We start from the raw sequence: 13,506 nt of genomic DNA, 5'->3' as shown, positions 1-13,506 counted from the left end.
GTGGCGGGACCGTGGTCAGTACGTCGTGACGTGCACGTGGTCGTAGTGGTTGGCGGTGGTGGATCCGCGATCGGACATCCCCCGCCATCCCTCGCCACCGCGGTCGACCGACCAAATGTTCTGGGAGAAGATGATGTAGGAGATCCCGAGGGCGGAGTAGTTGTCGCGCAGGAAGTTCGCGACCTGCCAGCCCCTCTCACCGGTGACCATGATGTCGATGGCGATGCCCTGGGCGTGCTCACCGTCACCGCGGTAGGTGCCGTAGGAGGTGATCTCGGGGAAGGCAGCGCACACCGCCCGGTGCACCTCGAGGATGTTCGGCTGGCCCGAGACCGCGGAGCCGTTGGTGCAGGCTCCGCCAAGAGTGGGCTCTTCGGGCTCGGCCGGCTCCGGCTTGGGCTTGGACTCGGCGAAGTAGCCCGCGCTGACCCAGCGCGACTTGCCGTTGACGACGACCTCGACGCGACCGTTGTCCTTGCGCCCGGTCAGTAGGACCTTCTCCAGGTCGTCGAGCAGCCCGAGCTTCTGCGCGTCCTTCTCCGGCCCCGACCACAGGTTGAGCTCCTCGGTGGTCCACATCTTGGTGTCTGCGCGCTTGATGGCCACGAGGGTGGCGCGCTGCTCCTGGCGCTCCTCGCGCTCGGCCGCCTTGCGAGCAGCCTGGCGCCCTTCGAGCCGCGACTTCGACCGCGACACGATGTCGGTGCGTTCGACGGGGCCCTCGGTGGCAGCCGCGGCGCTGATCGACGTGCTGGCGGTGCTCGAGGAGGCGACGAGCAGGTCGTCGGTCCTGGGGTTGGCGGTCAGGACGCCGAGGCTCACTGCGGACACCGTTGCCATCACGGCGACGGATCCCGCGACCTGGATGGGCTTGGGGATGCGGGCATTGGTCTCCCGCTTGTGGCGATGTTTTGCCACAGCGTTTGGTCCTTTGCTGTTGCGTACAGGGGGGTCGCGCCGGCGCTCAAGCGGGGAAGCTCTCAGGTGCGAGCACCGGTCACGATTGAGGAGTCAAGCACACGTCTTTGGCCCTGTCCGCATTACGGGCCGAGATCGCGCCCGTGTTTGCCGTCACCTTCGTCGATGCGCGGCGTCATCCACCCGTGACCTCGGTGGCGTCCTCCTGGACGTGCAGGTCGCGGCCATCGGTGTCGTCGAGCCACCCCTCGGGGAGGACGACGCGCTTGCGAGGGGCACCCTGGCGCCCCCGGGGCGTCCCCAGCTCGGCGGTCGGGAACGCCTCGTGCGGGTCGAGCTCGCCGAGCAGCTCGTCGAGTCCCGCCAGCGACTCGACGAGCGCCAGTGAGTGGCGCAGCGGCCCACCGGCGCGGAATCCCTTGAGATACCAGCTGACGTGCTTGCGGAACTCCTTGCAGCCGCGCTCCTCGCCCATGTGCTCACTCAACAGCTCAGCATGCCGGCGCATCATCGCGGCCACCTCGCCCAGCGTGGGCAGCGTCTCCACCGTCTCACCGCGGAACGCTGCGGCCAGGTCGCGGAACAGCCACGGACGGCCCAGGCAGCCCCGCCCGACGACCACACCTGCCACGCCGGTCTCCTCGACCATGCGCAACGCGTCCGCGGCCTCCCAGATGTCGCCGTTGCCGAGCACCGGGATCCCCACCGCGTCGACCAGCTGGCCGATCGCCTCCCAGTCGGCGTTGCCTGAATAGGCCTGCTCCACCGTCCGGCCGTGGAGGGCGATGGCGGCCACCCCGGACTCCTCCGCGATCCGGCCCGCGTCGAGGAACGTGAGGTGGTCGGCGTCGATGCCCTTGCGGGTCTTCATCGTCACCGGCACGTCGTACGGCGCCGCCGCACCCACGGCCGCAGCCAAGATGTCCGCCAGGAGACCGCGCTTCCACGGCAACGCTCCCCCGCCACCCTTGCGCGTCACCTTGGGCACCGGGCAGCCGAAGTTGAGGTCGACATGGGCAACGCCGTAGTCGGAACAGAGGATCTCGACCGCCTTGCCGACATAGGCAGGGTCGGTGCCGTAGAGCTGGACCGAACGCACCCGCTCGAGCTCGTCGAAGACGAGCATCTTCTTCGTCGTCTCGTCACCCTCGACCAGCCCCCTGGAGGTGATCATCTCGCAGACGAACAGGCCGGACGTGCCGCTGGCGACCATCTGCTCGAGGCACAGCCGTCGATAGGCCGCGTTGGTGATGCCGGCCATCGGTGCCAGGACGACAGGGCTCTCGACCCTCAGCGATCCGAGGACGAGCGGGGCAGGGCTGCTCATGGCGCCATTGTCGCCGTCAGGACCGCGTCTCAGCGATTCCGTGCGCCACGCTTCCTGGCCGGCTTGCGGGACTTCGCCGGCTCCTCGAGCGTCCTGACCTCACCGATCCACCTCACCGGCTGGGCGTCTGCTTGGGGCCAGTAGGTGATGGAGCCGAAGGTCGCGTCGGGCGAGGCCAGGAAGACCAGGCACTTCTTGACGTCGTCACCGCCCTCGAAGCTGTCAGGCAGGGGTCCCGACGGGCAGGGCTCGAACGGCTTGCTGAAGCCCCACGGCGGGGCCAGGACGCCTGAGGAGTCGCGCAGGTAGAGCGGCACGTCGAGACCCCCCAGGTCGTCGCTCCCCTGGTTGGCGAGGGCCACGTCGACGTAGTAGGGCTGGTTGGCCTCGGAGAACCCGGGGCCGACCAGTCCCCTGAAGTCGGCCGGATCTCCCTCCCGGACCCGATCCACCTGGATCTCCAGCTCGGCGTCCAGGTCGTCGGTGGGCCGCCAGACCACGGACTCGGCCTCACCGAAGGAGAGCACGATCGGAGCCGAGGGCGCACTCGCCGTGGGTGTCGTGGCTTCCGCTGCCGGCTCCGGGTCGTCGGCAGCGCACGCGGACAGGGCGAGGACCAGGGCCAGGGCGGGGAGCACTCCGCGGATCATGCTGGCATTGTGCACCCGCGAGAGATCAGCAGCCGACGAGACGCTCCGCGAACCATCGGGTGATGCCGTCGAGGCCGATCCGCTCCTGGCTCATGGTGTCGCGCTCACGCACGGTCACGGCGTTGTCGTCGAGGGTCTCGAAGTCCACCGTGACGCAGAACGGCGTGCCGATCTCGTCCTGACGGCGATAGCGGCGACCGATGGCGCCGGAGTCGTCGAAGTCGACGTTCCAGTTCTGGCGCAGCTCGCTGGCCAGCGCCTTCGCCTTCGGCGACAGGTCGGCGTTGCGGCTCAGCGGCAGGACGGCCACCTTGACCGGCGCCAGGCGCGGGTCGAGCTTGAGCACGACCCGCTTGTCGACGCCGCCCTTGGTGTTGGGCGCCTCGTCCTCGGTGTAGGCGTCGATCAGGAACGCCATCAGGCTGCGTGTCAGGCCGGCCGCCGGCTCGATGACGTAGGGGGTGTAGCGCTCGTTGTTGGCCTGGTCGAAGTAGGACAGGTCCTTGCCGGAGAACTCGCTGTGCTGCTTGAGGTCGAAGTCGGTGCGGTTGGCGATGCCCTCGAGCTCCTCGAAGTCACGGCCGGAAAAACCGAAGCGATATTCGATGTCCACGGTCCGCTTGGAGTAGTGGGACAGCTTCTCGGCCGGGTGCTCGAAGTGGCGCAGGTTGTCGGGGTCGATGCCCAGGTCGACGTACCACTGCGTGCGCTGGTCGATCCAGTGCTGGTGCCACTCCTCGTCCTCGCCGGGCTTGACGAAGAACTCCATCTCCATCTGCTCGAACTCGCGGGTGCGGAAGATGAAGTTGCCGGGGGTGATCTCGTTGCGGAACGACTTGCCCATCTGGGCGATGCCGAACGGGGGCTTCTGCCGGCTGGTGGTCACGACGTTGGCGAAGTTGAGGAAGATGCCCTGAGCGGTCTCGGGGCGCAGGTAGTGCACGCCGGACTCGTCCTCGATGACGCCGAGGTTGGTCTTGAGCATCATGTTGAAGTTGCGGGGCGGGGTCCACGCGGCGCGGGTGCCGCAGTTGGGGCAGGCCACCGACTCGTTGATGTCGACGTCATCGGGATTGTCCAACCCCTTCTTGGTCGCGAAGTCCTCCTGGAGGTGGTCCTCACGGAACCGCTTGTGGCACGACTGGCACTCCACGAGCGGATCGGTGAAGGTCGCCAGGTGGCCCGAGGCCTCCCACGTGCGGGTGGGGAGGATGACGCTGGAGTCGAGACCGACGACGTCCTCGCGCCGGGTGACCATGAACCGCCACCACTGACGCTTGATGTTCTCCTTGAGCTCGACACCCAGGGGGCCGTAGTCCCACGCGGAGCGGGTGCCGCCATAGATCTCACCGCAGGGATAGACGAACCCCCGCCGCTTGGCGAGCGAGACGACGTTGTCGAGGGCGGTGGGGGCAGGCTTGGCCACGGGAGTTCCTTCGGTTTGGCCGGCTGGCTGCCGGTCAGTGGTCGCTCAGACTAACGAGCGCGCGGACGCGACGTTGAGGTCGGTGCCCGGCTCGACCACTTCATAGGCACTCGGCTCGTCCAGGGCCCGGCTCAGCAACGGCACCGCGTGGAGCTTGACGTCGTAGGCCGACAGCGCCCGGCGGTAGGCGCCGACGTTCTCCCACCGGGTGCTCAGGACCCACAGGTCCGGGTCGTCGACGTTGCGGCCGACGGTGCCGCTCTCATAGCCGGGTCGCTGCGCCAGGGCGGCGTGGGCCCGCGCCAGGTCGTCGCGGAAGGCAGGGGCGTCACCGACGGCGACGCGGAATCGGGAGACGACCAGCACCCTTCGATCATAGGGACCGGCAGGCCCCGGCCGGGCCCCGAGCCAAACTTGACAATGATTCTCATTCTGCTGAGAATCGTTCTCATGTTCTCGACCTCCGCTCGCTTCCGCACCCTCTCCCTGCTCGCCGTCTCCACGCTCCTGATGACGGCGTGTACGTCGACGAGCGAGGCCGGCTCCGACAAGCAGGCCGTGGCGGCGTTCTTCCCGCTGGCGTGGGTCACCGAGCGCGTGGCGGGCGACGGCTGGAGCGTCACCAACCTGACCCAGCCCGGGGGCGAGCCGCACGACCTGGAGCTCGGAATCTCCCAGACGGCCGACCTCGACGACGCCGATCTCGTGGTCTTCGAGCACGAGTTCCAGCCGGCCGTCGACGAGGCAGTCGAGAACGTCTCGCAGGCCGAGCTGGTGGACGCCGCCGAGGTGGTCGAGCTGCGTTCGCTGGCGGAGCAGCACGCGGGTGACGACCACGAGGAGGAGGCGCACGAGGACGAGCACGGGCACGGGGACCTCGACCCGCACTTCTGGCACGACCCGCTGCTGATGGCCGACCTCGCTGACGCGGTGGCCGGTGCGCTCTCCGAGATCGACGCCGACGGCGCGTCGACATACGAGGGCAACGCCGCGGCGCTGCGTGACGACCTGGAGGCCCTCGACGCCGAGCTCTCGCAAGGCCTGGCGGACTGCGAGCGAGACACCGTCGTCGTCAGCCATGAGGCGTTCGGCTACCTCGAGCGCTACGGCGTGCACTTCGAGGGCATTGCCGGCCTCTCCCCCGACGCCGAGCCCACCCCGGCCGTGCTCGCGGCCCTCGAGGAGCTGATCGCCGACGAAGGCATCACCACCGTGTTCTCCGAGCGGCTCGCATCCCCGGCGATGGCCGAGAGCCTGGCGCGTGACGCCGGCGTCGGGACTGCTGTGCTCGATCCCATCGAAGGACCGGGTGAAGGTCAGGCCGCGGGCGACTACGTTGCTCTCATGCAGGACAACCTGGAGGCGCTGCAGCAGGCCAACGGATGCTGAACGCCGCCGGCGCCCCCGTGGTCGAGGCGCGAGACGTCGCGGTCGCCATCGCCGGCAGGCCCGTCCTGCGGGGCAACAACCTGACCGTGCACGAGGGCGAGTTCGTCGCCCTGATGGGGGCCAACGGGTCGGGCAAGAGCACCCTGGTGCGCGCCATGACCGGACTGCGCCCGCTCACCCAGGGGTCCGTGCACCTGTTCGGCACCCCGCTGGCCGACTTCAGGGCCCGGCACCGGGTCGGCTTCGTCCCGCAGCGGGCCACCGTGACCGGCGGGGTCCCGGCGAGCGTGCGTGAGGTGGTCGCCTCGGGACGACTGACCCGGCGTGGCCTGCTCCGCCTCCCCGGTCGCGCAGACCGCATCGCCATCGACGACGCGCTCGAGGTCGTCGGGCTCTCCCAGCAGGCGGCTGCCGGGGTCGCCACCCTCTCCGGCGGGCAGCAGCAGCGGGTCCTGATCGCCCGGGCCCTCGCCGGGCAGCCGGACCTCCTGTTCCTCGACGAGCCCACCGCCGGAGTCGACCTGCCCAGCCAGAACGCCTTCGCGAGCGCCCTGCGCACCCTCTCGGGCCGGGGCGCGACCATCGTCCTGGTCGCTCACGAGCTCGGCCCGCTCGAGCCACTCGTCGACCGGGCCGTGGTCATGCGCGACGGTCGCGTCGACTACGACGGTCCCCCGCTCTCCCACGAGGACGTGCACGGCCACCACCACCCGGTCCGCGAGAGCCACGACCACGCACCGCACTTCGGTTCCCCCCTCGACTCCCTGGAGGGCGGGCGATGAGCCTCACCGACCTCGTGGACCTGCTCGGTCGCGACTTCATGCAGCGCGCCCTGCTGGCGGCGCTCCTCACCGGGCTGGCCGCGCCGGCGATCGGCACCTTCCTCGTGCAGCGGCGGCTCGCGCTGCTCGGCGACGGGATCGGCCACGTGGCCGTCACCGGCGTGGCGCTCGGCCTGCTCACTGGCACATCACCCACCTGGACGGCCGTCGTGGTCGCCATCTTGGGCGCCATCCTCATCGAGGTGATCCGCGAGAAGGGCCACACCAACGGCGACGTGGCCCTGGCCCTGCTCTTCTACGGCGGTCTCGCGGGGGGTGTGCTGATCACCGGTCTCGCCGGCGACGGCGCCGCCGGCCTGCAGGTCTATCTCTTCGGGTCGGTCACGAGCATCAGCTCCACCGAGGTCTGGACGACCGCCGCCCTCGCGGCTGTGGTCCTCGCGCTCACGCTGGGCCTGCTCCCCCAGCTCTTCGCCGTGGCATCGGACCCCGAGTTCGCCCGGGTGGCAGGACTTCAGGTGCGCTTCTACAACCTGCTGGTCGCCGTCCTCGCCGCGGTCAGCGTCACGGTGGCGATGCGCACAGTCGGACTGCTTCTCGTCTCCGCCCTGATGGTCGTCCCTGTCGCCACGTCCCAACAGGTCGCCCGTTCGTTCCGCGCGACCCTGGTCGCAGCGATGGCCCTGGGCGGGATCGCCGCCGTCGGGGGTCTCGTGATCAGTGCCGCACTCTCCGCACGTGCCACCGTGGCTCCGGGCCCCTCGATCGTCCTGCTCGCGCTGGCGATGTTCGCGGCCACGTGGCCACTGGGAGTGTGGCTTCGTCACCGCAGGCGCCTGCACGCACCCTTCCCGTCCGACAGCGATGCCCCGCACCTCACCAGCGGCGAGCACCACGACCACGTCCACGGCGACGACTGCGGCCACCCGGCGGTGGAGCACGGCGACCACGTCGACTACGTGCACGACGGACACCGGCACGCACCCCACGGAGAGCACTATGACGAGCACTGAGGGCCCGCGGACCATGCGACCCACCCGGCAGCGCACTGCGGTGGTCGAGGCGATGACGTCGTTCGGTGACTTCCGCTCCGCCCAGGACATCCACGACCTGCTCGGCCGTGGCAGCACCCCCGTCGGCCTGGCGACGGTCTATCGGACCCTCAACGCCCTCGTGGAGTCGGGCGAGGTCGACATGCTCCGCACCGAGGACGGCGAAGCGATCTATCGCCGCTGCTCAGCGGCCCACCACCACCACCTCGTCTGCCGGTCCTGCGGCGCGACGGTCGAGGTGGAGGGCCCTGCCGTGGAGCGGTGGACGCAGGCCATCGCCGACGAGCACGGCTTCGCCGACGTCTCGCACACGTTGGAGATCTTCGGCACCTGCAGCTCCTGCCGGGTGCGCTGATCAGAAGTTGGGCTTGGCGCCGCCATACCTGCGGTCGCGAGCGGCATACGTCTCGATCGCCCGCCACAGGTCGCGGCGGTCGACGTCGGGCCAGAGCACGTCGCTGAAGACGAATTCGCTGTATGCCGCCTGCCACAGCATGAAGTTGGAGAGCCGCTGCTCCCCCGAGGTCCGCCACACCAGGTCGGCGTCGGCCAGCTCGGGGACGTAGAGGTGACGCGCGATGGCGCGCTCGTCGATCTTGTCGGGGCGGATCCGCCCCGCCGCCACGTCGTGGGCGACCCCACGAACGGCGTCGACCAGCTCGGCGCGGCCCCCGTAGTTGACGCACATCGTCAGCGTGCAGACGTCGTTGTCGCGGGTGAGCTCCTCGGCGACCTTGAGCTCCTTGATCACCGACTTCCACAGCTTGGGGGCACGCCCGGCCCAGCGCACGCGGACACCGAGCTCGTGCATCTCGTCGCGGCGCCGCCGGATGACGTCGCGGTTGAAGCCCATCAGGAAGCGCACCTCGTCGGGCGAGCGTGACCAGTTCTCGGTGGAGAAGGCATAGGCAGAGATCGCCTTCACCCCGAGCTCGATCGCCCCCTCGACGACGTCGAAGAGCGACGACTCACCCTCTTCGTGGCCCCTGGTCCGCGGCAGTCCCCGCTCCTTGGCCCAGCGACCGTTGCCGTCCATCACGATCGCGACGTGCCGCGGAACGAGGTCGGCCGGGATCGCCGGGGGCCGGGCACCGCTGGGGTGCGGGGACGGCGGACGGACGGTGCGCTTCACGAGCGGCAGCGTAGTGGTGGGGGTCAGCGCTCGACGTACGCCATCGAACGCAGGCCGCGCTCGAGGTGCCAGGCGAGGTAGGCAGCGACCAGGGTGCTGGCCTCGCGCAGGTGGCGTGGATCGGTCGCGTGGACGCAGGCCCAGTCGCCCGTCAGCAGCGCCGCCATCGTCGTGATCGTCTCCAGCGCGGGAGTCGCCGAGCCGGGGACCTTGCAGATCCGGCAGAGCACTCCGCCGGCCGAGGGGTTGAAGTAGCGGTGGGGTCCTTCGACGCCGCAGCGGGTGCAGTGGTCGAAGGACGGCGCATAGCCCGACACGGCCAGCGAACGCAGGAGATAGGAGTCGAGCACCTGGTTGGCGCCGTGCTCGGCGCCTGACATGGCCCGGAGCCCGCCCACGAGCAGCAGGAAGTGCTGGACCGAGGGCTCCTTCTCCTCGGTCACGAGCCGCTCCGCGGTCTCGAGCATCACGGTGCCGGCGGTGTAGCGCTCGTAGTCGAGCCCCAGCCGCGCGTGGAACGGGTCGAGGGTCTCGGCCTGGGTGATGGTGTCGAGGCTGCGCCCCTCGGCCAGCTGCAGGTCGACGTGGGTGAAGGGTTCGAGCCGTGAGCCCCAGCGAGACGTCGTCCGGCGCACGCCCTTGGCGACCGCGCGCACCCTCCCGTGCTGACGCGTCAGCAGGGTGATGATGCGGTCGGCCTCACCCAGCTTGTGGGTGCGCAGCACGATCGCCTCGTCGCGATAGAGGGGCACCCCTCCATTGTGCCCGCCCGGGCGTCGTCAGCGGGTCTGGCGGCGCTGGCGCCCGGAAGTTTTCCAGCACGACTGGGCGAACTCGGCCGTGAGCTTGTTGAGCCGCTCGGGCCGCCGCCGCCACTCGAAGATGCTCTGGGCCGAGACGAAGGTCGCGTCGGGCATCTCCTCGGCCACCATCGCCGCGTCCGCGGCCGGGTGGATCGGGTCGGCCGGATGCCCGATCACGAGGGCAGGCGCCGCGATCTGACGCCTCATCCGCGAGGACGGGGCGATCCGGCCGAAGAAGATCCCGTGCACGGCGGCCGCGACCGAGTCTGCGCGCTGGTTGCAGGTGTCGAGGCCGATGCCGACCCAGAACGGCACGATCCCGCGCGGGATGGGCTTGGTCACCCATCGCAGCGTCGTGATCGTGAGGGGCAGGAACCGGGCGGCGAACAGCAACGGACCGAACGCCATGATCCCGGCCTCGAGCCCGTTGTCGAGCACGGGCATCTCCAGGACGAGCCCCTTGACCCGGTCCGGGGCGATCGCGGCCACCTCGAGGGAGACGTTGGCCCCCAGGCTCGTCCCCCCGATCACCGCCTGCTCGGCACCGAGGTGGTCGAGCAGGGCGATGACCTGCTCGGCGAAGGCGGTCATGGAGTAGACGAGCGGGTCGGCGGGTCGGTCCGAGCGGCCGTGGCCGAGCAGGTCCAGGGTCACGACGTGCAACCCCGCGGCTGCCAGCGACCGCGCCAGAGGCTGGTGCATCCGTCGGGGCATCAGCTGTCCGTGGAGCAGCACGACCCAGGACCCACCGCTGCCGTACTCGGTGTATTCGAGGCGGTCGCGCCCACTGTGGGGGTCCTCGACGAAGAACTGACCGATGCGCTCGGAGACCAGCATGGTCGAAAACTACCTCCTGGCCCGGTTGATCGCGCTGACCACGGCCCGAAGGCTCGCCGTGACGATGTTGGGATCGAGGCCGACCCCCCACAGGACCTGGTCGCCGACCGCGCACTCGACGTAGGCAGCCGCGATCGCGTCGCCGCCCGAGCTGAGCGCGTGCTCGTGGTAGTCGAGGACGCGGACGTCGAAGTCGTGGGGCAGCTCGTTGATCGCGCCGACGAAAGCAGCGATCGGGCCGTTGCCCTCCCCGGTCAGCGTGACCGGCTCGCCCTCGACACGCACGCCGACGGTCAGCTGGTCCTTCTCCCCCGCAGCGCTGGAGGTGTGGACGGAGTCGAGGCCGATGGGGGTCTCGCGCTCCAGGTATTCGGCCGAGAACGTCGCCCAGATCTGCTCGGGGCTGACCTCGCCGCCCTGGGAGTCGGTGTGGGCCTGGATCACCCGGGAGAACTCGATCTGCGCGCGCCTGGGCAGGTCGAGCTTGTGGTCGTGCTTGAGGATGTAGGCCACGCCGCCCTTGCCGGACTGGCTGTTGACCCGGATCACGGCCTCGTAGGAGCGCCCGACGTCCTTGGGGTCGATCGGCAGGTAGGGCACGCCCCACGTGAACTCGCTCGTGGGGACACCGGCCGCGGCCGCGTCGCGGTCGAGGGCCTCGAAGCCCTTCTTGATCGCGTCCTGGTGGGAGCCGGAGAACGCCGTGTAGACGAGGTCGCCGCCGTAGGGGTGCCGCTCGGCGACGGGCAGCTGGTTGCAGTACTCCACCGTGCGGCGGATCTCGTCGATGTCGGAGAAGTCGACCTGCGGGTCGATCCCCTGGGTGAACAGGTTGAGGCCCAGGGTGACCAGGCAGACGTTGCCGGTGCGCTCGCCGTTGCCGAACAGGCAGCCCTCGATGCGGTCGCCGCCGGCGAGATAGCCCAGCTCGGCCGCTGCCACCGCCGTACCGCGGTCGTTGTGGGGGTGGAGCGAGAGGACGACGTGCTCGCGGTGGTGCAGGTGGCGGCTCATCCACTCGATCGAGTCGGCATAGACGTTGGGCGTCGCCATCTCCACCGTCGCCGGCAGGTTGATGATCACCGGCTTGTCGGCCGTGGGCTTCCAGACGTCGATCACGGCGTTGCAGATGCGTACGGCGAACTCCAGCTCGGTCCCGGTGTAGGACTCGGGCGAGTATTCGTAGAAGACGTCGGTGCCCGGGACGAGCTCCTCGTACTTCTTGCAGATCTCCGCGCCGCGAACGGCGATGTCGAGGATGCCGTCCTCGTCGAGGCCGAAGACGACCCGGCGCTGCAGCGTCGACGTCGAGTTGTAGAGGTGCACGATCGCCTGCTTGGCCCCGCGAAGCGACTCGTAGGTGCGCTCGATCAGCTCCTCGCGCGCCTGGGTCAGGACCTGGATGACGACGTCGTCGGGGATGAGGTCTTCCTCGATCAGCATCCGCACGAAGTCGAAGTCGGTCTGGCTGGCGGCCGGGAAGCCGACCTCGATCTCCTTGTAGCCCATCTTGACCAGGAGCTCGAACATCTCGCGCTTGCGGGCGGGGCTCATCGGGTCGATCAGGGCCTGGTTGCCGTCACGCAGGTCGACGGCGCACCAGCGCGGCGCCTGCGTCATGCGCTTGGTCGGCCAGGTGCGGTCGGGCAGGTCGAGCGGGATGAACGGCTCGTAGCGCTGGTGCGGCATGCCGCTCGGCTGCTGGGGGTTGCGCTCGTGGGCTGGGCTGCTGGAGATCATGACTGTCCTCGACTTCAGTGATGGCGGATGCCGGCGCGCTCAGCTCCCCGCAGCGAGGGGTCCGGCTGTCAGGCCCCGCTGCGGCAGCGAAGGAGGAGGCTGCGCATCATGATGGGTCCAGAGTAGCCCGGCCGGCCCACGTGGCGTCGACCTGTCTCACTCCTGCTCACGCGCGACCGCGGGCGGCGAAGGCCACGGCGGTGATGTCGAAGGGGCCAGGTCCCAGGCGCTGCCGACAACCTTCCCGCAGCCGCTCCAGTGCGGCGTCGTCGAGGGCGGCGATCGCCTCGCCCACCGGACCCACGCTGTGGAGGTAGGGCTCCCACCACTCCTCGAACGTCGGGTGGGTCACGGTGACCGCGAGCTCGACGCCTTTCACGTCCTCGAGACCCGCGCGGTCGAAGATCTCCTCGAGCTGCCCGGCAGCCCCGCCCTGCAGGCCCCGCTCTCCCGGATGGGACGGGTCCAGCTCGCGCATGACCTGCCACAGCGGCGCCATCGGCTCGCGCCCACCGGCCAGGTCCCACACGGTCGCGCCGACCCAGCCGCCCGGACGCGTCACCCGCGACATCTCGGCGATGCCGGCCACCGGGTCAGCCATGAAGTGGACGACGAGGCACGCGCCGGAGACGTCGAAGGAGTCGTCACCGTATGGCAACGCCTCGGCCGCGCCCCCGCGAACATCCACCCCGGGGAACCGCGCACGAGCCGCCTCGACGAACGGCGCCGACGGGTCGATCGCCGAGACCCGGTCCGCGCCGAGCCGGTCGACGAGGTGCTCGGTCCAGGCGCCCGGGCCGCACCCGACGTCGAGCGCCCGCTGGCCGTCCGCGATGTCGAGCCAGTCGGTCAGCTGTCCGGCGAGGGGGCGCGAGTAGCGCCCCATGAACCGGTCGTACGCCTTCCCTGCCACCTCGAAGCTCACGCCCGACGACGCTACTCCTCTCCTAGGCTGCCGTCATGGCTCGTCTCCTGGTGGTCCACCACACCCCCACCCCGACCGTCACTGCGCTCGCTGGAGCCGTGGTCGCCGGCACGGGCGACGAGGCGATCTCCGGCGTCGAGGTCGTCGTCCGGCCGGCACTGGAGGCAACGGCCGAGGACGTGCTGGCGGCCGACGGCTATCTCCTCGGCACCCCGGCGAACTTCGGCTACATGAGCGGGGCGTTGAAGCACTTCTTCGACTCCATCTTCCTCGAGGCCGGCGGAGCCCTGGCCGACGACGGGTCAGCAGGGTCTGGCGCCGGGGGCCCGAAGCCCTACGGGTTGTGGGTCCACGGTCGCTACGACACGACGGGCGCAGTGCGTTCCGTCCAGTCGATCGTGCAGGCACTCGGGTGGCGGCAGTCGGCAGCAGTCCTCGAGGTGCTGGGTGACGTCGGTGAGCAGGAGCGTGCGTCGGCATACGAGCTCGGAGGGACGATCGCGGCGCTGCTGGCCGAGTGATCTC

General features: G+C 69.9%; 15 protein-coding genes. 5 read left to right on the top strand and 10 right to left on the bottom strand.

Annotation, left to right across the window (positions count from 1 at the left end; all coding sequences use genetic code 11):
* Positions 1–15 precede the first annotated feature (15 nt).
* From G7071_RS11835 to G7071_RS11815, 5 genes are all read right to left on the bottom strand, one after another.
* The gene (locus tag G7071_RS11835) at positions 16–918 is read right to left on the bottom strand and encodes a VldE C-terminal domain-containing protein (RefSeq protein ID WP_166318971.1); all 903 of its coding nucleotides are present in this window, start codon (positions 916–918) and stop codon (positions 16–18) included.
* Positions 919–1,093: 175 nt separating this feature from the next.
* Entirely contained in the window at positions 1,094–2,245 is a 1,152-nt protein-coding gene (dusB, locus tag G7071_RS11830) for a tRNA dihydrouridine synthase DusB (RefSeq protein WP_166318968.1), read from the bottom strand.
* A 29-nt stretch (positions 2,246–2,274) separates the two neighbouring features.
* Complete coding sequence (locus G7071_RS11825; RefSeq protein ID WP_166318965.1) at positions 2,275–2,895, bottom strand: hypothetical protein; 621 nt, start codon at positions 2,893–2,895, stop codon at positions 2,275–2,277.
* A gap of 25 nt (positions 2,896–2,920) precedes the next feature.
* Positions 2,921–4,321, bottom strand: a complete 1,401-nt coding sequence (locus tag G7071_RS11820) for a glycine--tRNA ligase (protein WP_166318962.1) — start codon at positions 4,319–4,321, stop codon at positions 2,921–2,923.
* Positions 4,322–4,366: 45 nt separating this feature from the next.
* Positions 4,367–4,687 (bottom strand): antibiotic biosynthesis monooxygenase family protein, encoded by a 321-nt coding sequence (locus G7071_RS11815; protein ID WP_166318959.1) that lies wholly within the window; start codon positions 4,685–4,687, stop codon positions 4,367–4,369.
* An 84-nt stretch (positions 4,688–4,771) separates the two neighbouring features.
* Between G7071_RS11815 and G7071_RS11810 the strand changes: the two genes are divergently transcribed.
* The 4 genes from G7071_RS11810 to G7071_RS11795 are packed head-to-tail and all read left to right on the top strand — an operon-like array spanning position 4,772 to position 7,899.
* Entirely contained in the window at positions 4,772–5,710 is a 939-nt protein-coding gene (locus G7071_RS11810; protein WP_166318956.1) for a metal ABC transporter substrate-binding protein, read from the top strand.
* On the top strand, positions 5,704–6,492 hold the full coding sequence (locus tag G7071_RS11805; RefSeq protein ID WP_166318953.1) for a metal ABC transporter ATP-binding protein: 789 nt from the start codon (positions 5,704–5,706) through the stop codon (positions 6,490–6,492). Before G7071_RS11810 ends, G7071_RS11805 begins: the two co-directional genes overlap by 7 nt.
* The gene (locus G7071_RS11800) at positions 6,489–7,505 is read left to right on the top strand and encodes a metal ABC transporter permease (protein WP_166318950.1); all 1,017 of its coding nucleotides are present in this window, start codon (positions 6,489–6,491) and stop codon (positions 7,503–7,505) included. The genes G7071_RS11805 and G7071_RS11800 overlap by 4 nt, the downstream gene beginning before the upstream one ends.
* Positions 7,492–7,899, top strand: coding sequence for a Fur family transcriptional regulator (locus G7071_RS11795; protein WP_166318947.1), 408 nt, complete (start codon positions 7,492–7,494; stop codon positions 7,897–7,899). Before G7071_RS11800 ends, G7071_RS11795 begins: the two co-directional genes overlap by 14 nt.
* On the opposite strand, the gene G7071_RS11790 is transcribed toward G7071_RS11795, so the two are convergent.
* The 5 genes from G7071_RS11790 to G7071_RS11770 all read right to left on the bottom strand — a co-directional run bounded on the left by G7071_RS11790 (position 7,900) and on the right by G7071_RS11770 (position 12,981).
* Positions 7,900–8,676 (bottom strand): isoprenyl transferase, encoded by a 777-nt coding sequence (locus tag G7071_RS11790; RefSeq protein ID WP_166318944.1) that lies wholly within the window; start codon positions 8,674–8,676, stop codon positions 7,900–7,902. It abuts the gene before it with no gap.
* A gap of 23 nt (positions 8,677–8,699) precedes the next feature.
* A complete protein-coding gene (recO, locus tag G7071_RS11785) occupies positions 8,700–9,428 on the bottom strand; it encodes a DNA repair protein RecO (RefSeq protein ID WP_166318941.1) in 729 nt (242 codons plus the stop codon).
* Positions 9,429–9,455: 27 nt separating this feature from the next.
* Positions 9,456–10,316, bottom strand: a complete 861-nt coding sequence (locus G7071_RS11780) for an alpha/beta fold hydrolase (RefSeq protein ID WP_166318938.1) — start codon at positions 10,314–10,316, stop codon at positions 9,456–9,458.
* 9 nt (positions 10,317–10,325) lie between these two features.
* Positions 10,326–12,056, bottom strand: coding sequence for a 2-isopropylmalate synthase (gene leuA, locus G7071_RS11775; protein WP_166318935.1), 1,731 nt, complete (start codon positions 12,054–12,056; stop codon positions 10,326–10,328).
* Positions 12,057–12,222: 166 nt separating this feature from the next.
* A complete protein-coding gene (locus G7071_RS11770) occupies positions 12,223–12,981 on the bottom strand; it encodes a class I SAM-dependent methyltransferase (RefSeq protein WP_166318932.1) in 759 nt (252 codons plus the stop codon).
* 35 nt (positions 12,982–13,016) lie between these two features.
* Between G7071_RS11770 and G7071_RS11765 the strand changes: the two genes are divergently transcribed.
* The gene (locus tag G7071_RS11765; RefSeq protein ID WP_166318929.1) at positions 13,017–13,502 is read left to right on the top strand and encodes a flavodoxin family protein; all 486 of its coding nucleotides are present in this window, start codon (positions 13,017–13,019) and stop codon (positions 13,500–13,502) included.
* Positions 13,503–13,506: the final 4 nt, after the last annotated feature.

It is taken from the genome of Nocardioides piscis (genome assembly GCF_011300215.1).
GTDB lineage: Bacteria > Actinomycetota > Actinomycetes > Propionibacteriales > Nocardioidaceae > Nocardioides > Nocardioides piscis.
The sequence above is the reverse complement of the archived record's forward strand: the minus strand, read 5'-3'. Positions and strand labels throughout refer to the sequence as shown.

Excerpts from the sequence above, each read along its gene's own strand:
- dusB (WP_166318968.1), bottom strand. The coding sequence starts at position 2,245 with ATGAGCAGCCCTGCCCCGCTCGTCCTCGGATCGCTGAGGGTCGAGAGC.
- G7071_RS11825 (WP_166318965.1), bottom strand. The coding sequence starts at position 2,895 with ATGATCCGCGGAGTGCTCCCCGCCCTGGCCCTGGTCCTCGCCCTGTCC.
- G7071_RS11810 (WP_166318956.1), top strand. The coding sequence starts at position 4,772 with ATGTTCTCGACCTCCGCTCGCTTCCGCACCCTCTCCCTGCTCGCCGTC.
- G7071_RS11805 (WP_166318953.1), top strand. The coding sequence starts at position 5,704 with ATGCTGAACGCCGCCGGCGCCCCCGTGGTCGAGGCGCGAGACGTCGCG.
- G7071_RS11800 (WP_166318950.1), top strand. The coding sequence starts at position 6,489 with ATGAGCCTCACCGACCTCGTGGACCTGCTCGGTCGCGACTTCATGCAG.
- G7071_RS11795 (WP_166318947.1), top strand. The coding sequence starts at position 7,492 with ATGACGAGCACTGAGGGCCCGCGGACCATGCGACCCACCCGGCAGCGC.
- G7071_RS11780 (WP_166318938.1), bottom strand. The coding sequence starts at position 10,316 with ATGCTGGTCTCCGAGCGCATCGGTCAGTTCTTCGTCGAGGACCCCCAC.
- leuA (WP_166318935.1), bottom strand. The coding sequence starts at position 12,056 with ATGATCTCCAGCAGCCCAGCCCACGAGCGCAACCCCCAGCAGCCGAGC.
- G7071_RS11765 (WP_166318929.1), top strand. The coding sequence starts at position 13,017 with ATGGCTCGTCTCCTGGTGGTCCACCACACCCCCACCCCGACCGTCACT.